The sequence below is a fragment of the Streptomyces caelestis genome, assembly GCF_014205255.1.
Taxonomy (GTDB): Bacteria; Actinomycetota; Actinomycetes; order Streptomycetales; family Streptomycetaceae; genus Streptomyces; species Streptomyces caelestis.
This window is the reverse complement of record NZ_JACHNE010000001.1, coordinates 694815-715953: the sequence shown is the minus strand read 5'-3', so window position 1 is coordinate 715953 and position 21139 is coordinate 694815. Positions and strand designations below refer to the sequence as shown.

Here is a 21139-nt window from a genome sequence, read left to right as displayed (position 1 = left end):
CGTCCGTGTCGGTACGCACCGCCTACGGCGCTGTCGAGGTCCCGGCCGCTCCCCGCCGGGTGGTCGCGCTGGGGGACACGGCACTGGACAGCACCCTCGCCCTGGGTGTCGAACCGGTGGGCACGCTGTCCAGTCGGGGGGGTAATGCCGTATCGCCCTACCTCGCCGAGAAGGTGCCGGGCATCGCCCTCGTCGGCACCGTCGCGGAGACCAACCTGGAAGCCGTCGCCGCCGCCCGGCCCGAGCTCATCCTCGCCGCCTCCGGCACGCCCCGGGAGCAGTACGACGCGCTCAAGGCGATCGCGCCGACGGTGGTGCCCGAGCCGGCCCGCTTCGGTGACTGGGAGAGCGAGACCCGCACCGTCGCCGCCGCGCTCGGCAAGGAGGCCGCAGCGGAGCGGCTTCTCACCGGCATCGAGCAGCGGGCCGAGGACATCGCCGGCGGCCGCTCCGCCGACGGCACGGGAACGGCGGTCGTCGTCCGCTGGATGGCCACCGGCCCGGTGATCCTGTCATCCGCGCTGATGCCCAGTCGTCTGCTGAAACTGACCGGCGACCGGATCTCGCCCGCCGCGGCCTTCACCGGCAAGCCGCACACCGACCCGCTCAGCCTGGAGAACCTGGGGGAGATCGACGCCGACCGCATCTACCTCACCACCCTCAACGCCGACGGCGAGAAGGCCCTGGCGGCGGCCAAGGCGCAGCCGGCCTTCGCCCGCCTGCGGGCGGTGAGGACGGGCGATGTCGACGTGGTCGACGGAGACGTGTGGAGCAGTGCGGCCGGTCCCCTCGCCGCCGCCGAGGTCCTCGACGACATCGAACGGCTCCGCAGCGCCGCCTGACGCGGAGGCGACAAGCCGGGCGTACCGCGCGGAGCGGTGGGCCGCCGGTCACTGGGGTCAGGCCCGTTGCCTCGTCACCCGCTGCTGAAGGACCTTCTCCAGCAGGTTCAGCGCCTCCACCACCCGCTCGCGCTCCGCGCCGAGGCTGTCGAGCAACTCGGCCTCCGTCGCCAGTTGCCGGGGGAACATCGTGTCGATCGCGTCGCATCCCGCCGGTGTGACGGTGACCAGTGCGGCGCGCCGGTCGGCGGGGCTCGGACGGCGCTCGACGAAGCCGCGCTTCTCCAGCTTGGCCAGTGTCTTGCTGACGGCCGCGCGGGAGCATCCCAGGGTTTCGGCGAGCCGACGGGCGATCACCGGACCCTGGGCATGCCGGAGTTGTACGAGGGCGTCGAGCTCCGGAGCGGTCAGCGGGGCGCCCTCGTACAACGGCTCCAGGGCGGTGGTCAGCATGGCCTCGATGCGCTTGATGGGGCCCACGATGTCCATGGGGGAGGTATCGAGGTCGGGGCGTGCTGCCGTCCACATGGCGCGGAAGTCCTCGGGGGTCGACGGAGAAGTCATTGTTACCGCCAATTGTTAACCGGTAGACAAACAGTTTACTGTGTAGTCCATGGTACCCACCACGACTTCCGAACCGGCATCCGAGACGTCGGCCGTCACCACCCCGCCCCGACGGGCCGGTGTGCTGATCGCGCTGCTGGGCGCACTGACCGCGATCGCGCCGCTCGCGACCGACATGTACGTCCCCGGCTTCCCGGAGATGGGCCGCGCGCTGCACGCGAGCGACTCCGCCGTGCAGTTGTCCATGACCTCCTTCCTGGCCGGTCTGGTCATCGGCCAGCTGCTCATCGGCCCGCTCAGCGACCGCCTCGGCCGCCGCCGGCTGCTGGTCTCCGGCACCGCGCTGTTCGCCGTGCTGTCGCTGGTGTGCGCCTTCGCCCCGACCATCGAGATGCTGATAGCCGCCCGCTTTCTGGAGGGTGTCGCGGGTGCCGCGGGCATGGTGCTGGCCCGCGCGGTCCTCACCGACCGCTTCCACGGACCCGAACTGCCCCGCTACTTCTCGCTGTTGACCATGGTGCTGAGCGTGGCGCCCGTCATCGCGCCGGTGGTCGGCGGCGGCCTGCTGTCCGCCGGAGGCTGGCGGGCCACCTTCGTGGCACTCGCGCTCTTCGGGGTCCTGCTCTTCCTCGCGGTCCTGCCCGGGGTCCCCGAGTCCCTCCCGCCGGAGCGGCGCCACCAGGGCGGGGTGGCCGGCAGCTTCCACGCCATGGGCCGACTGCTGGGCCATCGCGCCTTCCTCGGCTGCACACTCACGCTGGCGTTCGCCGCGGCTGCGCTCTTCGCCTGCATCGCCGGCTCCAGCTTCGTCTTCCAGGAGGTGTACGACACCTCCGCCGGCCTCTACAGCCTGGTCTTCGCGGTGAACGCGTGCGGCATGTTGCTCGCCGGTGCGGTGTTCGGCGTGCTCTCGCGGCGACTGACGATGGGCACGCTGCTGAGCGCGTCGGTGGCGGTCGCGGTGGCCGCCGTACTGGTCCAGGTGCTCCTCCTGGTCACGGTCGGCGGCAGCCTGGCCGGCACCTGGGTCACCCTCTTCTTCGCCGCCTTCGGTATCGGCGGCATCTTCCCGGCCAGTATGAGTCTGGGGCAGTCGCTCGGGCGGGAGGCGTCCGGAGCCGCGTCCGCGCTGCTCGGTGGTATCCAGTTCCTGTTCGGCGCCCTCGCCTCACCGCTCGTCGGCGCGTTCGGCACCTCAAGCGCCATGCCGATGGCGGCCACCATGCTTGGTTCGCTGATCTGCGCCGCTCTGTGCCTGGTGTTCCTGGTGCGCCCGTGGCGGGCGCAGGAGCAGAGCAGGCAGAGGGGTGCGCACGCATGAGGATGGCCACGCGGGATGCGGCGGATAGCGCTCACACACCCGCACTCGCGGCAGAACGGCCTGCGGGTGCGAAGGCCGTCAAGTGGCTGACGACCACCGACCACAAGACGATCGGCACGCTGTATCTCGTCACGTCGTTCGCGTTCTTCCTCATCGGCGGCGTGATGGCGCTGCTGATGCGCGCCGAACTGGCCCGCCCCGGCAATCAGATCATGTCGAACGAGCAGTTCAACCAGGCGTTCACGATGCACGGCACGATCATGCTGCTGATGTTCGCGACGCCGCTGTTCGCCGGTTTCGCGAACTGGATCATGCCGCTCCAGATCGGCGCGCCCGACGTGGCCTTCCCCCGGCTGAACATGTTCGCCTACTGGTTGTACCTGTTCGGCTCGCTCATCGCGGTGGGCGGCTTCCTCACGCCGCAGGGCGCGGCCGACTTCGGCTGGTTCGCCTACAGCCCGCTCTCGGACGCGGTCCGCTCCCCGGGCATCGGCGCCGACATGTGGATCATGGGTCTGGCCTTCTCCGGCTTCGGCACGATCCTCGGCTCGGTCAACTTCATCACCACGATCATCTGCATGCGCGCTCCGGGCATGACGATGTTCCGCATGCCGATCTTCACCTGGAACGTGCTGCTGACCGGTGTCCTGGTCCTGCTGGCCTTCCCGGTGCTGGCGGCCGCGCTGTTCGCCCTGGAGGCGGACCGCAAGTTCGGTGCCCACATCTTCGACTCCGCCAACGGCGGGGCGTTGCTGTGGCAACACCTCTTCTGGTTCTTCGGCCATCCAGAGGTGTACATCATCGCGCTGCCGTTCTTCGGCATCATCTCCGAGGTCATCCCGGTCTTCTCCCGTAAGCCGATGTTCGGTTACATGGGTCTGATCGGCGCGACGATCTCGATCGCGGGTCTGTCCGTGACGGTGTGGGCGCACCACATGTACGTCACCGGCGGTGTGCTGCTGCCGTTCTTCTCCTTCATGACCTTCCTGATCGCGGTCCCGACGGGTGTGAAGTTCTTCAACTGGATCGGCACGATGTGGAAGGGCTCGCTGTCCTTCGAGACGCCGATGCTGTGGGCGACCGGCTTCCTGATCACCTTCACCTTCGGTGGTCTGACCGGTGTCATCCTGGCCTCGCCGCCGATGGACTTCCACCTCTCGGACTCGTACTTCGTGGTGGCCCACTTCCACTACGTCGTCTTCGGCACCGTGGTGTTCGCGATGTTCTCCGGCTTCCACTTCTGGTGGCCGAAGTGGACCGGCAAGATGCTGGACGAGCGGCTCGGCAAGATCACCTTCTGGACGCTGTTCATCGGCTTCCACGGCACGTTCCTGGTCCAGCACTGGCTGGGTGCCGAGGGCATGCCGCGCCGGTACGCGGACTACCTCGCGGCCGACGGCTTCACCGCGCTGAACACGATCTCGACGATCAGCTCGTTCCTGCTCGGCATGTCGGTCCTGCCGTTCTTCTACAACGTCTGGAAGACGGCCAAGTACGGCAAGCCGGTCGGCGTCGACGACCCGTGGGGCTACGGCCGCTCCCTGGAGTGGGCGACCTCCTGCTCGCCGCCGCGGCACAACTTCATCACGATGCCGCGGATCCGCAGTGAATCCCCGGCGTTCGACCTGCACCACCCTGAAGTGGACACGGCCCGCACCGGGTCGGCCGTGGTCGAGCGAAGCCCGCGATGACGGCGATGCGGGGCCGGCCGGTGGAGGCGCGAACGCTGATCAACGAGGTCGAAGGCCATCTGCTCATCGAGGCCGCCCGTGCGGAGGGGCGGGCGGCCGCCGAGCAGTGCACCGCGCACCTGGACTGGCTGACGGATGATCAACGCCACGAGATCGAGCGGGAGTTCGTCGACATGTATGTGGGCCTCTGCCGACTCTCCTGGCAGCGAACCGACTTGCGGGCCCGCGAGCTGCGGACCGAGTACGAGGAGGTCTGTCGCCGTCTCAAAAGACGGCTGATCGCCGGTTGCCTGGCGGTGGCGCTCGTCGCAACGACCGCTCTACCGATCCTGGCTGCCGTATGGAGTGCCGACTGACGGCTGTGGTTCCGCGCTCTCCGATGTCGGGCGCATCCCCTCGTTCAATTCGCCTACAAAACCTCATGATTCTCTTATAAGTAACTTATCTCATCATCATGGTGCATACATATCGTTATGGCATGTTCTTCACCTATCTGAGGCGCGAACTGCGCCGCCGCAGAAAGGCAGCGCTCGTCGTCGCCTCCGGGCTCGCGCTCGGCATCGCACTTGTCATCGTCGTCAGCTCCGTTTCGGCCGGTATGGAGCAGGCCCAGGGCAAGGTCCTCCAGTCGTTGTACGGCCTGGGGACCGACATGACCGTTACCAAGGCGGCCGAGCCGCCGGAAGAGGGTGATGCGGAGGGACGGCCGCGCTTCCAGTTCGACGCCAAGGACAGCGGCTCCGGCGAGGAGCAGAGCACCGACCGCGTCATGGTCCAGGGCTTCCAGACCCTGTCATCCAGCACCGTCACCAAGGTCGGCGAGCAGCAGGGGGTCGCCGAGGCGGTCGGCGGGTTGAGCCTCAACGTCGTCAAGGTCAACGGCCAGTTCGCCCAGGGCGAGATCCAGCCGGGCCAGGGCGGCCCCGGCGGAGGGCAGGGCAGAGTCCAGGGCGGCGGCGCCGATTTCGAGGTCAACAGCTATACCGTCTACGGCACCGACGTCACCAACCTCGCCATCGGCCCGCTGACCTCTTCCAAGATCAGCAAGGGTCGTACGTTCAGGAGCTCCGAGACCGACGCCAAGGTCGCGGTCGTCGACGAGTCGTATGCCAAGGAGAAGGACCTCGCCCTCGGTGACGCCGTCACGATCTCCGGTACCAAGTTCGAGATCATCGGCATCGCCACACCAGACAGCGGTGACGCGACCGCCAACCTCTACATCCCTGTTGAGCAGGCCCAGGCCCTGTCCGACTCCAAGGACAGGGTCACCACGGTCTACGTCCAGGTGACCGACTCGCAGCGGATCGACGCCGTCAAGAGCACCATCCAGCAGAACATCTCCGGTACGACCGTGACCACTTCGGCCGATCTGGCGGACACAGTATCCGGCTCCCTGTCCACGGCCTCCAGCCTCGCCTCGAATGTCGGCAAGTGGCTGTCCATCGCGGTGCTCGTGGCCGCGTTCCTCGTCGCCGGCCTGTTGACCATGTCGGCCGTCTCCCGCCGCGTACGGGAGTTCGGCACTCTCAAGGCGCTGGGCTGGAAGTCGGGCCGTGTCACCCGGCAGGTCGTCGGCGAGGCGGTCGTGAACGGGCTGGCGGGCGGCGTACTCGGAATCGCCCTGGGCCTCGCGGGAGCGTACACCGTCACCGCGGTCAGCCCGACGCTCCAGGCCCAGATCGGTGCCACCGGCGGGACGGCAGGTCCTGGCGGCATGGGCGGCCCCGTGCGGCAGTCCGCGTCCCAGGCCTTCGAGGTCGCGCTGACCGCGCCCATCAGCCTGACCACCATCGGTACCGCCGTCGGCCTCGCCGTCGCGGGTGGGCTGATCGCGGGTGCCTTCGGCGGCTGGCGCGCCTCCCGGCTGCGGCCGGCGGACGCGCTGCGCCGCGTGGAGTAGGCCAGACGGCCGGGCCGCCCTCCCCGGGCCGGCCCGGCCGTCGATGATCCTTCCGCCCCGCGTCCACATCGCGTCGGTACGCACCCGGGGCGGGGCTCCATCCTGCGTCCACATGAACCGTAGACGTCCGGTGCGCGGCCCGGACCTTCGCCCGCGCCGCGCACCCACAGGCAAACCGCGCATCCGTAGGCCAGTGCGCGAAACCCCTCGATTCTCATTGGAGTTGCACCTTGTATCAGCTCAGAGGCGTCACCAAGCAGTACCGCAAGGGCAGGGAGACGGTCCACGCGCTCGCCGGCGTCGACCTGACGATCGCGGACGGTGACCGGCTCGTCATCCAGGGCCCCACCGGCGGCGGCAAGTCCACGCTCCTTCAGATGCTCGGCGGACTCGACCGGCCCACCTCGGGAAGCGTGGAACTCGACGGCATCGATCTGGCCAGGCTGTCCGAGGCCAGGCTCACGAAGGTGCGGTCACAGTCGATCGGCTTTGTCTTCCAAAGCTTCAACCTCATTCCCACGCTGAGCGCTCAGGAGAACGTCGAGACGGCGCTCGTGCCACTCGGTGTCAAGGTTTCCGAGCGGCGTGAACGGGCAGCCGAGGCGCTGAAGTCGGTGGGTCTCGGGGAACGCCTCGGCCACCTTCCCTCCGAGATGTCCGGCGGTCAGCAGCAGCGTGTGGCTATCGCGCGGGCCCTGGTGAAGCGGCCCAAGGTGCTGCTCGCGGACGAACCCACCGGCAACCTCGACGAGTCCATGCGTGACGAGATCATGGATGTGCTGGAGTCCATGTGGAAGGAGCACGGACTGACCTTCATCGTGGTCACCCACGACTCCTCCATCGCGAAGAAGGCACCGCGCCTGGCGACGATCCGCAAGGGAGCCCTGACGGTCACCGAGAAGGCAGCCTGAGAGAAACCGGCCGGCCTGATCGGCGGGCGGCCCGCCGGACTCCACGGGGCTCTGGCGGGTCGCCCCTCTGTCCAAGGCCCGGGCGCGCCGGGGTGGCTCCACCGAGATCGTTGTGAGCGAGCTGGTCGGCAACGCGGTGCGGCACGGGAAGGTACAAGTGCCAGTGGGGCCGAAGATCTGGGCCTGCTGGGCAGGCGCGGCACTGGGAGGAGAAGTCGCCATCGCCGTCCGCGGTGACTGCCCGGCGGCCGGGCCGGCCAGGGTGCCCGCCGTGCGGTGGCGGACATCCCGTCGTGGCGCCGGCCCGGCCGCCTGTCGCCGTGGGAGGCAGGGGTAGGGGCCTCCCACGGGGTTCAGAGGCGGGCGTTCCCGCCCGTCACCGCTCCTCGGCCGTGTGGCCGGTGAGCGTGGCCAGCATGCGCGGGCTGCCCTGGAGGGCGGTGCGCTGCATGTGGTGGAGAACGCCGCGGACGCCGCCCATCTCCTCGCCGCCGCCGGCCCGTCCGGGACCGCCGTGGATCAGGGCGGGCAGTGGGGAGCCGTGGCCGGTGGACGCCTTGGCGGACTCGGTGTCGAGGACCAGCAGCCTGCCGTGCCAGGGCGCGACCCCCAGCACCACCTCACGGGCGAAGGCCGCGTCGCCGGTGACGACGGACCCCGCGAGGCTGCCTCGGCCGAGGGAGGCCAGGAAGGCCACGTGCTCCGGTGACGTGTAGGGGATGAGCGTGCTGACCGGGCCGAACGCCTCCACCTCGTGCGGTGCGGAGGCGCCCGGGTCGTCGCAGCGCAGCAGCAACGGGGAGAGGAACGCGCCCCGTTCGGCGTCGGCGCCCCGGACGTCCACCCGGTCCGGGTGCCCGAAGACCAGGCGCGCGGAGTCGAGGAGCGTCTTCACGCAGCGGCGTACCTCGTCGCGCTGCGCGAGCCCGGCCAGGGCGCCCATGCGCACCGCGGGGTCGGACGGTGCCCCCACGACGACCTTCGCCAGCCGGGCGGCGGCGGCCTCACCGACCGCGTCCATCAGGTCGGCGGGCACGAAGGCGCGGCGGATCGCGGTGCACTTCTGCCCCGCCTTCACGGTCATCTCGGTGACCAACTGGTCGATGTAGAGGTCGAACTCCGCAGTACCGGGCGTGGCGTCCGGGCCGAGCACCGAGCAGTTGACGGAATCCGCTTCGGCGTTGAAGCGCACTGCCTGCCGGACGACCGCTGGGTGGGTGCGCAGCCGTTCGGCTGTGGCCGCCGAGCCGGTGAACGACACGAGGTCCTGCTCGATGAGGTGGTCGAGCAGGTCCCCGGCGCTGCCGCAGACGTACTGGAGACTGCCGGGCGGCAGCAGCCCGGACTCCACGATCAGCTCAACCAGACGGCTGGTCAGTACGCAGGTCGGGGTGGCGGGCTTGATCAGGCTGGGCACGCCGGCCAGCAGGGCCGGGGCCAGCTTCTCCAGAGGGGCCCATACCGGGAAGTTGTACGCGTTGATCTGCACTGCCGCGCCCCGCAGCGGAGTGCAGACGTGCCCGCCGAGGAAGCTGCCGTCCCGGCTCAGGGACTCCAGCGGACCTTCCGCGTAGGCCAACCGCTCGTCCCCGCCGGGCAGTTCACGCAGCCCCAGCGCGGCGTAGTGAAGCAGCACCCTGATGCCGCCGTCGATGTCGAACTTCGAGTCGTACAGCGTCGCGCCCGTCCGGGCGGAAATCGCGTACAACTCCTCGCGGTGCCCGCGCAGGTGGGCGGCGAGGTCCGAGAGCAGTGCGGCGCGCTGGTGGAAGGTGAGCGCGCGCAGTCCCGGCCCGCCGACGGTACGCGCGTGGTGAAGCGCCCCCGCCATGTCGATACCCGAGGACGAGGCCCGGGCGATCTCCTCGCCGGTGACCGCGTCGTACACAGGCGTGCCGTCCCCGGTCGGCGTGTACCACCGGTCCTGTACATAGCTCGGCAGCAGTCTCATCAGGCCGTCCCTTCCGTTCCCGCGTACGCGTCGTCGCCTTCGTTGACCGGGTGGTGGCCCCAGATGTCCGAGTGGTAGACGCGGCTCACCCAGGTCTCGTCGTCCACCCGCCGTCCCTCGGAGCCCACTTCGATGCCGAAGCCGGCGGGGGAGCGCATGTAGAAGGAGAACATCAGGTCGTTGGAGTGCCGGCCGAGCGTCGCCATCAGCGGGACCTTGTGGGCGCGGGCCCGGTCATGGGCGCGGCCGACGGCGTCCATGTCCGAGACCTCGCACAGGATGTGGTGCGTGCCCTCGCGCTTGCGTGACTCGACGAAGGCGATGCTGTGGTGGCGGGGATTGCAGCCCATGAAGTAGAACGTCCCGCCCAGCGGCAGGTGCGTCACGTCGCTGAGCCGGAAACCCATGACGTCCCGGTAGAAGTCGACCGCCTCCAGTGCGCGGGGCGACTTCAGCACCACGTGTCCCATCCCCTGATCCCCGGTCACGAACGTCACGCCGAGCGGCGAGACGAAGGGCGCGGGCGACAGGTGCCGGCCGGTGAACAGTTCGGTGCGCACCGCGCAGGGCCCGTCGAACCACACCATGTGGTCGACCTGCCGGTCGGCGCACTCCTCGGGCGTCCCCTCGTGGACCTCCACTGCGTGGGTGCGCAGGCGCAGCGCCATCTGCTCCAGGCCGCCCGGATCGCCGATCTCCCAGCCGATCCGGGTGACGCCTCCGGACTCGGCGCTCTCGACACTGAACCGGTACGGATGCTCGTCCAGCCGCAGCTTCCGCTCCTGCGGGGAACCCGGTGGACCGACGGGCATGGTGCCGATGACGTCGTTGGCGTAGGCGACCCAGCCGTCGGGGTCAGGGGTGCCGATGCCGAGGTAACCCAGGCTGCGAATGCTCACCGAGACCTCCCAAGATCGTTGTGTGGCCTGCTCGGGGCGCGGGACGGTCCGGCTGCCCGACCAGGCGATCGTTCGAGTTCTAATCATCAAAATTCATACAGGCGAAACCCAGAAATGTAAACCTGTTGACTATCAGCGTTCTATCTACTTATGGTCTGCGGCGTGAACCACAGCCGGTCACTCGTGAAGGGCCATGTCATGCCTGCAACTGAGCCGCGTCTGTCTCCGGTCGAGGAGAAGGACATACCGGACAAGACGCTGGAAGCTCTGCGCCCGTACCGCAACGGCGACGGCGACATCTACGCGATCTGGGCGACCCTGGCCGCCCACCCGGACGCGCTGCGCCGCTTCCTCGTCTTCGGCAACCACGTCCTGGGCAAGAACACGCTGCCCGCGAGGTCCCGTGAACTGGTGATCCTGCGGATCGCCTGGCTCGCCCAGGCCGACTACGAGTGGTTGCAGCACGTCCGCATCGCCCGCCGGGCCGGGGTGTCCGACGACGAGATCCGCGCCCTCGGCCGGCCCGGCGATCCCGGGTTCGGCGGCGTGGAGCGGGCCCTGCTCGCCGCTACCGATCAGCTGTTCAGGGGGGCCGACCTGGACGACGCCGTGTGGAAGGAGCTGCGCGAGCACCTCGCCACCGAGCAGCTCATCGATCTCGTGTACACGGTCGGCCAGTACCAGACCGTGGCCATGGCGATCAATACCTTCCGTATCCAGCCCGAACCGGACATCGCCGTGCTGCGCGAGGAACTCCCGCTGCCGGCACCGACGGTGTCCTGACCACCCACCCCAACTCCCAGGAGAAAACACGTATGAAGCTCGCCAACCTCGCCGGCCGGGCCACCATCATCGTCGGCGACCGCGCCCTCGACGTGGAGAAGGCCAGCAACGGGGCGCTCGGCCCCGACCCCGCCGTGCTGTACGACCTGTCGAACCACGACGAACTGCGGAGGCTCGCGCAGGCAGCGACCGACGCCGACCCGGTCGCCTACGACGAGAAGCACCTGGGCCCGGTCTCTCCGCGCGCCGGAAAGATCCTGGGTGTGGCGCTCAACTATCGCGGTCATGCGGAGGAGTCGGGCATGCCCATCCCGGCAGAGCCCGGCATTTTCGCCAAGTTCCCCAGCTCGCTGGCCGGCCCGTACGAGCCGGTGTCCGTGCCCGTGGGCATCGACAAGGTCGACTTCGAGGCCGAGGTCGTGGTGGTGATCGGCCGCACCATGCGCGCCGTGGAGCCGGCGGACGTGTGGCAGAACATCGCGGGCGTCACCGCCGGCCAGGACGTCACCGACCGCAAGGAGCAGTGGCGCAAGCCGCTGAACCAGTTCAGCCTCGCCAAGTCCTACGACACCTTCAGCCCGTGCGGGCCGGTGATGGCGACCGTCGACGAGTACGACGACCCGGACGACATCGAGGTCGTGGGCTGGGTCGACGACCTGGAGGTGCAGCGCGGCCGGACCTCGGACCTGATCTTCAGCGTCCCCGAGCTGGTCGCCTGGCTGTCCCGGTACGTGACCCTGGAGCCGGGCGACCTGGTCTTCACCGGCACTCCGGCCGGCTGCGGGGTCCGGCGCACGCCTCGGCTGTACCTGGAGCCCGGGATGACGCTGACGACCCAGGTCTCGGGGGTGGGTACGATGCGCAATCCGATCAGCCGCTGAATCTGCCGGGCGCTCTCACAGCGCCGCCGCCTCTGAAGGGAGCCCTGTCCGTGTCGGATGTCCCCGGTGACGCCGTCGATCATCCGCGCTCCCGCGAGTTCGCCGCCAAGGTACGGGCACACCACGAAGGGTTGGGCCACACGGAGCGCCAGATCCGAGGAGTCGAGGCGGTCACCCACCTCACCCGGCTCGTTGCCCGCCTGGTCCAGGACTTCGAAGGTGCCGTACACCGGCCGCTCGGGATGACCTGGGCCGGCTTCCGGATCATGAACACGCTGTGGATCTTCGGTGATCTGGAGCAGCGGGAGATCGCCCGCATCTCCGGCACTACCCGGGCGAGTGTGTCCAGCGCGCTCAACACCCTTGAGGAACGCGGGCTCGTCGAACGGCGCCGTGAGCGCGACGACCGCCGGGTCGTCCGTGTCTCGCTGACGCCGGCCGGGCTGGACCTGCTGCACCAGGCGATCGAGGGGCAGACGGCCCGGGAGCACGCCTGGATGGCCGTCCTCGACGACGAGGAGGTCACCCAGCTGGTGGTCCTGCTCGGCAGGCTGGTCAACCAGGAGCGCCCTGCCTAGGGGCTTCGACGGAACCCGTCGGGCCGCAAGGCGTTTGGTGGGACGTCGGCCCATTTTGTACGGCCCTTGACGGTCAGGATTCTTACGCATAGTTTCCGGTCACGCATCGTCCGGTGGCCGACGAAGCACCTCCACCAACTGTAGGAACGGCGGAGAAATCACCGCCGCCCCTGCCCTTCCCCTGCCCCGGGTCAGCGAGCCGCCACCCGCTGTCGGCAGTCCAGGCAGTCACTCACATCTTCAGTAATTCGAGCCGTGCGGCCTGTTCAAGGCCGCCCCTCGGCGTCTGTCCGATTCGGGCACCCGCGATCACGTCACCACGCGCCTCGCCCGACCTGCCGACACACGGCCTCGCACCTCCCCTTCCGAGGAGCCGCACCATGCCACGGAGAATCGTCACCGGCCCGACGGCGGACGGCAAAGCCGCCGTCGTCGAGGACGGGCAGCCACCCCGTACCAACGCACTCCAGCACACCCCGGGCTTCGTCTCGTCACTCGTCTGGGCCACCCCCGCCCAGCCCACCGTGCCCTTCGACGGCACCGACCCGACCGTCGCCGTCACCTCGTTCGTCCCCGAGCCCGGCGCCACCCGCGTGATCCACCTGGTCATCCCCCCGGACACGGTCTACGCGAGCGAGGGCTACGACCCGGCCGCGGCCGTCGCCGAACGCCTGCGCACCAGTCCCGGCCTGGCCGAACTGTTCGAGCCGGACCACCCCGGCATGCACACCACCGACACCGTCGACTACGGCGTCCTCCTCCAGGGAGAGATCGTCCTCGAACTCGACGACGGCAACGAGGCCACCCTCGCCCCGGGCGATGTCGTCGTGCAGAACGGCACCCGGCACGCCTGGCGCAACCGCTCCACCTCACCCGCAACCCTGCTCTTCGTTCTCATCGGTGCCCGGAGGAACTCCTGATGCCCCACCTCAACCCCGTCGACGCCCTCGACCTGGACAGTGAACTCGACGACGACGAACGGCTCATCCGTGACACCGTCGCCGCCTTCGTCCGCGACCACGTGAATGACCACGTGGCCGGCTGGTTCGAGGCGGGTACCTTCCCGACCCATGAACTCGCCCCCGTAATCGGCAAGTTGGGCCTGTTCGGCATGCACCTGGACGGCTACGGCTGTGCCGGCGCGAGTGCCGCCGCCTACGGTGTCGCCTGCCGCGAACTGGAAGCCGCCGACAGCGGACTGCGCAGTTTCGTGTCCGTGCAGGGCTCCCTCGTGATGTTCCCGATCCACCGTTACGGCTCGGAGGAACAGAAGCAGGAGTGGCTGCCCAGGCTCGCCTCCGGTGAGGCGGTCGGCTGCTTCGGGCTCACCGAACCCGACCAGGGATCCGACCCCGGCGGTATGCGCACCGTCGCCAAGCGCGACGGTGGGGGCACCTCCCGCTCGAGCGAAGCCGAGAGTGGGGGAGACTGGATCCTCAACGGCACCAAGATGTGGATCACCAACGGCTCGATCGCCGACGTCGCCGTCGTCTGGGCCCGCACCGAGGACGGCATCCGCGGCTTCCTCGTCCCCAAGGGCACCCCCGGCTTCACGACGAGCGAGATCCACAGCAAGCTGTCGCTGCGCGCGTCCGTCACCGCCGAACTGCATCTGGAGGACGTGCGGTTGCCGTCCTCGGCGGTGCTCCCGGGGGTGACCGGGCTGCGAGGGCCGCTGTCCTGCCTGTCCGAGGCGCGCTTCGGCATCCTGTGCGGTGTCGTCGGCGCGGCCCGCACCTGCTACCTGTCGGCCCTGGACTACTCCACGACCCGCGAGCAGTTCGGGCGGCCCCTCGCCGGCTTCCAGCTCACCCAGCGCAAGCTCGCCGGCATGCAGGTCGGCCTCGTACATTCCCAGCTGCTCGCGCTGCGCCTGAGCAAGCTCAAGGACGCCGGCCGGCTGCGACCCGAGCACGTCAGCCTGGGCAAGCTCGCCAACGTCCGCGCCGCCCTCGACATCGCGCGCGACGCCCGCACCATCCTCGGCGCCAACGGCATCACCACCGAGTACCCGGTGCTGCGGCACGCCAACAACCTGGAGACGGTGCTCACCTACGAGGGCACCGAGGAGATCCACACCCTGGTCGTCGGCGAGTCCGTCACGGGCCACGCCGCATACCGCTGACCGGGCGGTCGTGAGACCGGGCCGACGCGGCGCAGGACCACCGTCACCGAGGTCGGCGGGACGACCCCGAGCACGGCGGAAGACGCATCGTCGCCCGGCCCCTCACCAGCCCGAACGCGTAAGAACCCACCTGTGGCGGGTTCGCCCGCTCTTCAGCGCCCTTGGCACGGCCTCGACGGTCCCCCTCGCCGTCACCTGCCGCCAGGGGCCGCCCGTGGAGCCACCGGAAGACCGCGGCGGCAGCGGCCGACAGCACCCCAGTACCCACCCAGTGCTCGGACCTGCCGTACCCGGAGACAACTCCGCCCCCTTGAGGAGAGGCCATGACCTCGACCATGCGCGCAGCGCGAATGCACCACGTCGGCGAGCCGATGAAGATCGAGCGGATTCCCGTACCGGCGCCCGGCCCCGGCGATGTCCGGGTGGCCGTGCACGCCGTGAACATCGTACCCAACCTGGCCAACATCCTGAGCAACTGGACCACTTGGTTCCCGCTCAATCCCCTGCCCTCCCTCCCGGCCGTCTTCGGGCTCGACCCCGCCGGTGTCGTCGAGGAGGTCGGCGACGGGGTCGAGGGCGTCGAGGCCGGCGATCGGGTGTACGTCAACCCGGGCCGCACGTGCGGCGCGTGCCGCGCCTGCCGCAACGGCAGGATCGTGCACTGCGCGAGCTACGCCTTCGCCGGCTACTTCGGTTTCTCGGCCACCTCGGTCCGGCTGCTCGACCGCTACCAGGGCGGACTCGCGGAGAAGATGATCGCGCCCGCGTCGTCGCTCGTCCGCATCCCCGCCTCCCTGTCCTTCGAGGCCGCCGCCCGCTTCGGCTACCTGGGCACCATGTACTCGGCGCTCCGCAAGGCCGCCGCCGGCCCCGGCCGCAGCGTCCTGGTCAACGGCATCACCGGCACCCTCGGCATCGCCGCGGCCCTGCTGGCCCCGGCGATGGGCATCACGACCCTGTACGGCACCGGCCGCGACCGCGAGCTGCTCGCCGAGATCGACAAGCTCAGGCCGGGACTGGTGCGCCTGCACTCCCTGCACGACGGTCCCGTGGACGAGTGGATCGCGGCGGAGACCGGCGGGGCCGGCGTGGACGCCTACATCGACGCCCTCGGGCCGGGCGCGCCCCACGAAACCCTTCAGCAGGGCGTGCGCGCGCTGGCCCGCGGCGGCATCGCCGTCAACATCGGCGCCGTCGCCGGGGAGGTGCCCCTCGACCTGCACCGAATGATGGACATGGACCAGATCGTCCGCGGATCCGTCTGGTTCACGCCCGGCGAGGGGCAGGACATGGCCGACATGGTCGCGTCGGGTGTGCTCGATCTCTCGCCGCTGCGCCACCACGTCTACCCGCTCGACGAGGTGAACGCCGCGATCAACAACGTGGGTTCCCGCCACGGAGGGTTCAGCAACTTCGTCATCTCACCCGTCTCCGGGCGCTGACAGCTCGACCGCCCACCCCTTACCGGCAGGTAACCGCCACCCCCTACCGACAGGTCACCTCACGCATCACCTCGGAAGGACCCACGTATGGCCAGATCCGACACCGGCGTCGGAAGCGGCGCCGGCTCCCCGACCGCCCCGTCGACAACGAAGACCGCCTCCTCGACGGTGAAGCAGAACAACGAGCAGGCACTCGGCATCGACACCCTGGCACGGGGCACGCTCATCGCGGCGGCGCTCTGCGTCTTCATGGCCCAGTTCGCCCTGACCGTGCCCGCCGGCCTCAACGGCCTGTTCCAGCAGGACTTCCACACCTCGGCCTCCGAGCTGACCTGGATCACCGATGCCTTCCTCGTGCCCGTCACGGTCCTGGAGCTGACCTTCGGTCTGCTCGGTGACATGTTCGGACGGCGCCGGCTGCTGGTCGGCGGTTCGGTGCTGGTGGCCGTCGGGTTCGTCGTCTGCGTGCTGACACCGGGCCCCGAGGCCGGCCACGGGACGCGGCTGGCCGTGCTGTGGACCGGCCAGATCATCGCCGGTATCGGTGCGGCCGCCGTGATCCCGACGACGCTGGCGATGATCGCCGCGGGCACGCACACGCCGCGCGCCCGAGCGCGTTCCATCTCCGTCTGGGCGGCCGCGCTGTCCATGGGCAGCGTGCTGTCGCCCCTGGCCTGCGGCCTGGTCGCGCAGTCGCAGTTCGGCTCATGGCCCAACTCCGGCTGGCGGTGGGCGTTCCTCGTCGTCGTCGTGCTCGCCGCCGTGTCGGCCGTGCTCGCCTTCGTCCTGGCCAAGGACTCCAAGTCGCCCGAGGGCCGCTCCCTCGACTGGCCGGGGCAGATCACGATCGCCGTCGCCGCCGTCGCCCTGCTGTTCGCCGTCATCCAGGGACCCACGAGCGGCTGGGCCAGCATCGAGGTCATCGGAGGCTTCGTCGTGGCCGCCGTCTTCCTGGTCGCCTTCGTCCTCGCCGAACGTCGCTCGGCGTCCCCGCTGCTCCAGCTCGACCTGTTCGCCAACCGCAACTTCACCGTCGCGGCGATCGTCACGGTCGTCGGCATGTTCTGCTACCTCGGCACCGGCTATGTGACCAGCATCCGCCTCACCGCGATCCAGGGGTTCACCCCGTTGAAGGCATCCCTCGCGTTCATCGTCTTCAACGGCGTCTCGGCGCTGATCCAGGTGCCCATCGCCTCCCGCCTCATCGAGCGGTACGACCCGAAGTGGGTCCTCGGCGGTGGTCTTCTGCTCCTCGGGGCGGGCGACTTCTGGATGGCCTCGATACCCATCGGCCACCAGTCCGTCACTCCCCTCATCGCTCCGCTCGTCGTGGCCGGCGCCGGCGTGGCGTTCGTGCTGTCCGCGGTCACCGCCGTGGTGATCAACACGGTGCCGCACAACCTCGCCGGCATGGCCGCCGGCTGGACCAGCCTGCTGCGCGACTTCGGGTTCACCCTCGGCCCGGCGGTCGTGGGTGCGATCGCCCTCAGCCGGGCGGCCCACGAGATCAGCGACAAGGTCGCGTCCGACCCGGCCCTGGGACAGGCCCTGGACACCTTCAACGCCTCGGCGGCAACCGCCCCGGACGCGCAGCGGGAGACCGTGGAGGGCGCCATCGCGGCCGTCAACTCCGGCCCCCTCGGCGCGAACGCCGTCCCCGAGACCGTCGCCCTGCCCGACGGTTCGACCGTGCCGTTCAACCCGCTCAAGGACACCGCCTTCCAGGCCCTGGGCAACGCCTACTCGCTCGGTTACCTGATCGTCGGCCTGTGCGCGATCGCGGCGGCGGTGGTCACCGTGGTCTTGATCAAGGGAGATCGGCCGGACACGCCCGTCACCGCGGAGGCGGCCGATGCCTGACGGACCGCACGATCCCACGGTCATCCGCACCGACGTACCCGACACCCGAAGCAGAACCGGCGCCACCGGCCGCCACGACTGAAAGGACCGCCGCCATGACCGGCCCTACCCGCCACCGCCCCATGTTCCGCCTGGGCCATCTGCTGGAACGCCGCGCCCAGTTGCACCCCGACCGTACGGCGCTCGTGTTCGGTGACCGCACGTGGACCTACGGCCAGCTGCGGGACTGGATCGTGGTCTCCGCGCGGCAGTTGCGCCGGCACGGTGCCGGGCCGGGCAGCGTCGTCGCCTACGCGGGCACCTCACGCCCGGAGGTCTTCGTCCTGATGTACGCCACGTCCCGCATCGGAGGCGTGTTCGTCCCGGTCAACGGGGCGGCCACGCCTCCCGAGATCGCCTACCTGCTGGCGGACTCGGGCGCGGACGTCCTGATCACGGACGCCGCCTGCGCCGTGAAACTCGTCGACGACGGCACCGTACCGCCGGACGTCACCCGTCTGTGCCTGGACGAGGAGCCACCCGACGGATACGCCCCGCTGATCCGGACGCCGGACGAACCCGTCGGCGACGACGCCCCGGCACCCGTGACAGAGGACGACCTCGCCCTCATCGCCTACACCTCCGGCACCTCCGGCCGCCCGAAGGGCGTGCTCCTCACCCACGGCAACGTGTTCTGGAGCTGCGTCAACGGACTCCTGGGCCTGGACCTGGCCCGGGACGACGTCACGCTCATCACCACACCCGTCTTCCACATAGCGGTACTGAGCGGCGTGGGCTGCTACACCTGGGCCAAGGGCGGAACCGTCGTCCTGGAGCCCGCCTTCTCCGTCGACAACTTCCTGACGACCGTACGACGGCACCGGGTCAGCGTGACCTTCGCCGTACCGGCGATGCTCGCCCTGATCGCACGGCACCCGGGCTTCGCAGCGGCGGACCTGTCCTCGCTGCGCTGGATCCTCAGCGGGGGAGCGGCGGCACCTGCGCCGGTCGCCGAGGTGTTCCACCGCCGCGGCATCCCGGTCCTCAGCTCCTACGGCCTCACCGAGACCGCCGCCGGCGTCACCTACCGCGACCCTCGCGACGGCCCGGGCTGCTCCGGCGAGGCCGGGCTGGCCGCCCCGCTGGCCGAAGTCCGGATCGTCGGCTCCGACAACCGCCCCCTACCGCACGGCACGACGGGGGAGATCGTCGTTCGGAGCCCCAGCGTGGCTGCCGGATACCTGGGCCTGCCGGAGGACTCGGCGGCGTCCCGCGACGCCGGCGGCTGGTTCCACGGGGGTGACCGGGGCTACATGGACTCCGAGGGCCGTCTGGTGGTGGTCGGCAGGATGAAGGACACGATCATCACCGGCGGGGAGAACGTGGATCCGACGGAGGTGGAGGAAGCGCTGGCGGCGTGTCCCTGCGTGGACGAAGCGGCGGTCGTCGGAACGCCCGATCCCGTCTGGGGAGAGATCGTCACCGCCATCGTCGTACCCGCCGAGGGCGCGGACTGCTCCCTGGAGGGCATCCAGACGTTCCTGTCCGCCTCCCTCACCCGACACAAGATCCCCCGTCGGCTCGAAGTCCGGGACCGTCTGCCGCGCACCGCCACCGGCAAGTTGCAGCGGAGCCTGCTGCGGGGCTGAGCTCGGCCGGACCAGACACATGGAGAGGTACTCATGTCCACACAGCCGTCAGGCACCCCCTCCGGCGCCGTCCCGAACGGCACGGCCCCCGAGCCCATCCGCCGCGTGGGTGTCGTCGGAGCAGGACTCATGGGCAGCGGCATAGCCGAGGTCTGCGCCCGCGCGGGCCTCGACGTCCTCGTCAGCGAGACCGGGCCCGAGGCGGTCGAGGCGGGCCGTGAACGAATAGCCAAGTCCCTGGCACGCGCGGTGCGCGGCGGCAGACTCGCCCCGGGGGACAGTGGTACGTCCCTCCGCCGGATCGGCTTCACCACCGACCTGGCCGACCTCGCCGACCGCGACATCGTCATAGAAGCGGTGGCCGAGGACGAACAGGTGAAGACCGAGATCTTCGCGGCCCTCGACAAGGTGCTCACCCGGCCGGACGCGATCCTCGCCTCCAACACCTCTTCCATTCCCATCATGAAACTCGGCACGGCGACCGGGCGCGCGCAGCAGGTGATCGGCGTGCACTTCTTCAACCCGGTGCCGGTTCTGGACCTCGTCGAGCTGGTCCCGTCCCTGCTGACCAGTGACCAAACCCGTGACCGCGCAGGCGAGTTCGTCAGCCTGACTTTGGGCAAGCAGGTCATCCAGGCCAAGGACCGGGCCGGATTCGTCGTCAACTCCCTTCTGGTGCCCTACCTGTTGTCCGCGATCCGCATGCTGGAGTCGGGTCTCGCCTCCGCCGACGACATCGACAACGGCATGGTGCTCGGCTGCGCCCACCCCATGGGTCCCCTGCGTCTGGCCGACCTGATCGGCCTGGACACCCTCAAGGCGATCGCGGACTCCATGTACGCCGAGTACAAGGAGCCGCTGCATGCCGCGCCACCCCTCCTGCTGCGCATGGTGGACGCAGGTCTCCTCGGCCGGAAGACGGGCCGCGGCTTCCACGACTACTCCGGCTGAAAGGAAAGCCAGATGAGCTTGAGGATCGTTGTCACTGTGAAGTACGTGCCCGACGCCACTGGCGACCGGCACTTCGCCGATGACCTGACCGTCGACCGGGACGACGTGGACGGTCTGCTCTCCGAGCTCGACGAGTACGCGGTCGAGCAGGCGCTGCGTATGGCCGAGGAGTTGGACGGCGCCGAGATCACGGTGGTGACCGTCGGCCCCGAGAATGCCAAGGACGCCCTGCGCAAGGCGTTGTCCATGGGCGCCGACAAGGCGATCCATGTCGAGGACGACGACATCCACGGCACCGACGCCATCGGCACCTCCCTGATTCTGGCCAAGGCCATCGAGAAGGCCGGCTATGACCTGGTGGTCTCCGGTATGGCCTCCACCGACGGCACCATGGGTGTCGTGCCCGCGCTGCTCGCCGAGCGTCTGGGTGTGCCGCAGGTGACCCTGCTGTCCGAGGTGTCGGTCGAGGACGGCACGGTCAAGGGCCGGCGCGACGGTGACGCCGCTTCCGAGAACCTTGAGGCCTCCCTGCCGGCGGTCGTGTCGGTCACCGACCAGTCGGGCGAGGCGCGTTACCCGTCTTTCAAGGGCATCATGGCGGCCAAGAAGAAGCCGGTTCAGTCCTGGGACCTGTCCGACCTCGACATCGAGGCGGAGGAGGTCGGTCTGGAGGGCTCCTACACCACGGTCGAGAACGCGGCCGAGCGTCCGGCCCGTACCGCGGGCACGATCGTCAAGGACGAGGGCGAGGGCGGCAAGCAGCTCGCTGAGTTCCTCGCGGGCCAGAAGTTCATCTGAGAGAGGTCAAGGAT

Annotated in this window: 18 protein-coding genes and 1 pseudogene; 16 read left to right on the top strand and 3 right to left on the bottom strand. The window is 69.6% G+C overall.

Translation table 11 applies throughout. From position 1 onward, the window contains the following. The first annotated feature begins 5 nt into the window (after nt 1-5). Entirely contained in the window at nt 6-842 is an 837-nt protein-coding gene (locus HDA41_RS03210; protein WP_184980455.1) for an ABC transporter substrate-binding protein, read from the top strand. A gap of 57 nt (nt 843-899) precedes the next feature. On the opposite strand, the gene HDA41_RS03205 is transcribed toward HDA41_RS03210, so the two are convergent. Continuing rightward, on the bottom strand, nt 900-1406 hold the full coding sequence (locus HDA41_RS03205; protein ID WP_184980453.1) for a MarR family winged helix-turn-helix transcriptional regulator: 507 nt from the start codon (nt 1404-1406) through the stop codon (nt 900-902). A gap of 49 nt (nt 1407-1455) precedes the next feature. Between HDA41_RS03205 and HDA41_RS03200 the strand changes: the two genes are divergently transcribed. The 5 genes and pseudogenes from HDA41_RS03200 to HDA41_RS03180 all read left to right on the top strand — a co-directional run bounded on the left by HDA41_RS03200 (nt 1456) and on the right by HDA41_RS03180 (nt 7229). Beyond that, nucleotides 1456-2727: a multidrug effflux MFS transporter gene (locus HDA41_RS03200; protein WP_184980451.1), complete on the top strand. Its 1272-nt coding sequence runs from the start codon at nt 1456-1458 to the stop codon at nt 2725-2727. Nucleotides 2728-2798: 71 nt separating this feature from the next. Further along, nucleotides 2799-4370, top strand: a pseudogene (ctaD, locus tag HDA41_RS03195) (aa3-type cytochrome oxidase subunit I); the annotation flags it as partial. Between the two features lie 44 nt (nt 4371-4414). Beyond that, nucleotides 4415-4774, top strand: coding sequence for a hypothetical protein (locus HDA41_RS03190; protein ID WP_184980449.1), 360 nt, complete (start codon nt 4415-4417; stop codon nt 4772-4774). Nucleotides 4775-4896: 122 nt separating this feature from the next. After that, nucleotides 4897-6318, top strand: a complete 1422-nt coding sequence (locus tag HDA41_RS03185) for an ABC transporter permease (protein ID WP_184980447.1) — start codon at nt 4897-4899, stop codon at nt 6316-6318. A gap of 230 nt (nt 6319-6548) precedes the next feature. Continuing rightward, a complete protein-coding gene (locus HDA41_RS03180; protein WP_184980445.1) occupies nt 6549-7229 on the top strand; it encodes an ABC transporter ATP-binding protein in 681 nt (226 codons plus the stop codon). 376 nt (nt 7230-7605) lie between these two features. Here HDA41_RS03180 and paaZ read toward each other — a convergent pair whose 3' ends face one another. Together paaZ and HDA41_RS42215 are read right to left on the bottom strand one after the other, a co-directional pair. Next, a complete protein-coding gene (gene paaZ, locus HDA41_RS03175) occupies nt 7606-9180 on the bottom strand; it encodes a phenylacetic acid degradation bifunctional protein PaaZ (RefSeq protein WP_184980443.1) in 1575 nt (524 codons plus the stop codon). Then, nucleotides 9180-10079 carry a VOC family protein gene (locus tag HDA41_RS42215; protein WP_184980441.1) on the bottom strand — a complete coding sequence of 300 codons (900 nt, stop codon included), beginning with the start codon at nt 10077-10079 and terminating at the stop codon, nt 9180-9182. The genes paaZ and HDA41_RS42215 overlap by 1 nt, the downstream gene beginning before the upstream one ends. A 198-nt stretch (nt 10080-10277) precedes the next feature. On the opposite strand from HDA41_RS42215, the gene HDA41_RS03165 reads away from it, so the two are divergent. From HDA41_RS03165 to HDA41_RS03120, 10 genes are all read left to right on the top strand, one after another. Beyond that, nucleotides 10278-10862, top strand: a complete 585-nt coding sequence (locus HDA41_RS03165; RefSeq protein ID WP_184980439.1) for a carboxymuconolactone decarboxylase family protein — start codon at nt 10278-10280, stop codon at nt 10860-10862. Between the two features lie 32 nt (nt 10863-10894). Then, nucleotides 10895-11743, top strand: coding sequence for a fumarylacetoacetate hydrolase family protein (locus HDA41_RS03160; RefSeq protein WP_184980437.1), 849 nt, complete (start codon nt 10895-10897; stop codon nt 11741-11743). Between the two features lie 50 nt (nt 11744-11793). Next, nucleotides 11794-12321, top strand: a complete 528-nt coding sequence (locus HDA41_RS42210; RefSeq protein ID WP_184980435.1) for a MarR family winged helix-turn-helix transcriptional regulator — start codon at nt 11794-11796, stop codon at nt 12319-12321. 380 nt (nt 12322-12701) lie between these two features. Then, nucleotides 12702-13241, top strand: a complete 540-nt coding sequence (locus tag HDA41_RS03150; protein ID WP_184980433.1) for a cupin domain-containing protein — start codon at nt 12702-12704, stop codon at nt 13239-13241. Continuing rightward, a complete protein-coding gene (locus tag HDA41_RS03145) occupies nt 13241-14446 on the top strand; it encodes an acyl-CoA dehydrogenase family protein (protein WP_184980431.1) in 1206 nt (401 codons plus the stop codon). Before HDA41_RS03150 ends, HDA41_RS03145 begins: the two co-directional genes overlap by 1 nt. A gap of 323 nt (nt 14447-14769) precedes the next feature. Then, nucleotides 14770-15888 (top strand): alcohol dehydrogenase catalytic domain-containing protein, encoded by a 1119-nt coding sequence (locus HDA41_RS03140; protein WP_184980429.1) that lies wholly within the window; start codon nt 14770-14772, stop codon nt 15886-15888. A gap of 87 nt (nt 15889-15975) precedes the next feature. Further along, nucleotides 15976-17748, top strand: a complete 1773-nt coding sequence (locus tag HDA41_RS03135) for an MFS transporter (protein WP_184980427.1) — start codon at nt 15976-15978, stop codon at nt 17746-17748. A 95-nt stretch (nt 17749-17843) separates the two neighbouring features. Then, nucleotides 17844-19376 (top strand): class I adenylate-forming enzyme family protein, encoded by a 1533-nt coding sequence (locus HDA41_RS03130; RefSeq protein WP_184980425.1) that lies wholly within the window; start codon nt 17844-17846, stop codon nt 19374-19376. Between the two features lie 129 nt (nt 19377-19505). Beyond that, entirely contained in the window at nt 19506-20327 is an 822-nt protein-coding gene (locus tag HDA41_RS03125) for a 3-hydroxybutyryl-CoA dehydrogenase (protein ID WP_230299870.1), read from the top strand. A gap of 12 nt (nt 20328-20339) precedes the next feature. Continuing rightward, nucleotides 20340-21125, top strand: coding sequence for an electron transfer flavoprotein subunit beta/FixA family protein (locus tag HDA41_RS03120; RefSeq protein WP_184980421.1), 786 nt, complete (start codon nt 20340-20342; stop codon nt 21123-21125). The last annotated feature ends 14 nt before the right edge of the window (nt 21126-21139 follow it).

Excerpts from the sequence above, each read along its gene's own strand:
- HDA41_RS03185 (WP_184980447.1), top strand. The coding sequence starts at position 4,897 with ATGTTCTTCACCTATCTGAGGCGCGAACTGCGCCGCCGCAGAAAGGCA.
- HDA41_RS03160 (WP_184980437.1), top strand. The coding sequence starts at position 10,895 with ATGAAGCTCGCCAACCTCGCCGGCCGGGCCACCATCATCGTCGGCGAC.
- HDA41_RS03150 (WP_184980433.1), top strand. The coding sequence starts at position 12,702 with ATGCCACGGAGAATCGTCACCGGCCCGACGGCGGACGGCAAAGCCGCC.
- HDA41_RS03200 (WP_184980451.1), top strand. The coding sequence starts at position 1,456 with ATGGTACCCACCACGACTTCCGAACCGGCATCCGAGACGTCGGCCGTC.
- HDA41_RS03135 (WP_184980427.1), top strand. The coding sequence starts at position 15,976 with ATGGCCAGATCCGACACCGGCGTCGGAAGCGGCGCCGGCTCCCCGACC.
- HDA41_RS03140 (WP_184980429.1), top strand. The coding sequence starts at position 14,770 with ATGACCTCGACCATGCGCGCAGCGCGAATGCACCACGTCGGCGAGCCG.
- HDA41_RS03120 (WP_184980421.1), top strand. The coding sequence starts at position 20,340 with ATGAGCTTGAGGATCGTTGTCACTGTGAAGTACGTGCCCGACGCCACT.
- HDA41_RS03145 (WP_184980431.1), top strand. The coding sequence starts at position 13,241 with ATGCCCCACCTCAACCCCGTCGACGCCCTCGACCTGGACAGTGAACTC.
- HDA41_RS03130 (WP_184980425.1), top strand. The coding sequence starts at position 17,844 with ATGACCGGCCCTACCCGCCACCGCCCCATGTTCCGCCTGGGCCATCTG.
- HDA41_RS03190 (WP_184980449.1), top strand. The coding sequence starts at position 4,415 with ATGACGGCGATGCGGGGCCGGCCGGTGGAGGCGCGAACGCTGATCAAC.
- HDA41_RS03125 (WP_230299870.1), top strand. The coding sequence starts at position 19,506 with ATGGGCAGCGGCATAGCCGAGGTCTGCGCCCGCGCGGGCCTCGACGTC.
- HDA41_RS03205 (WP_184980453.1), bottom strand. The coding sequence starts at position 1,406 with ATGACTTCTCCGTCGACCCCCGAGGACTTCCGCGCCATGTGGACGGCA.
- paaZ (WP_184980443.1), bottom strand. The coding sequence starts at position 9,180 with ATGAGACTGCTGCCGAGCTATGTACAGGACCGGTGGTACACGCCGACC.
- HDA41_RS03165 (WP_184980439.1), top strand. The coding sequence starts at position 10,278 with ATGCCTGCAACTGAGCCGCGTCTGTCTCCGGTCGAGGAGAAGGACATA.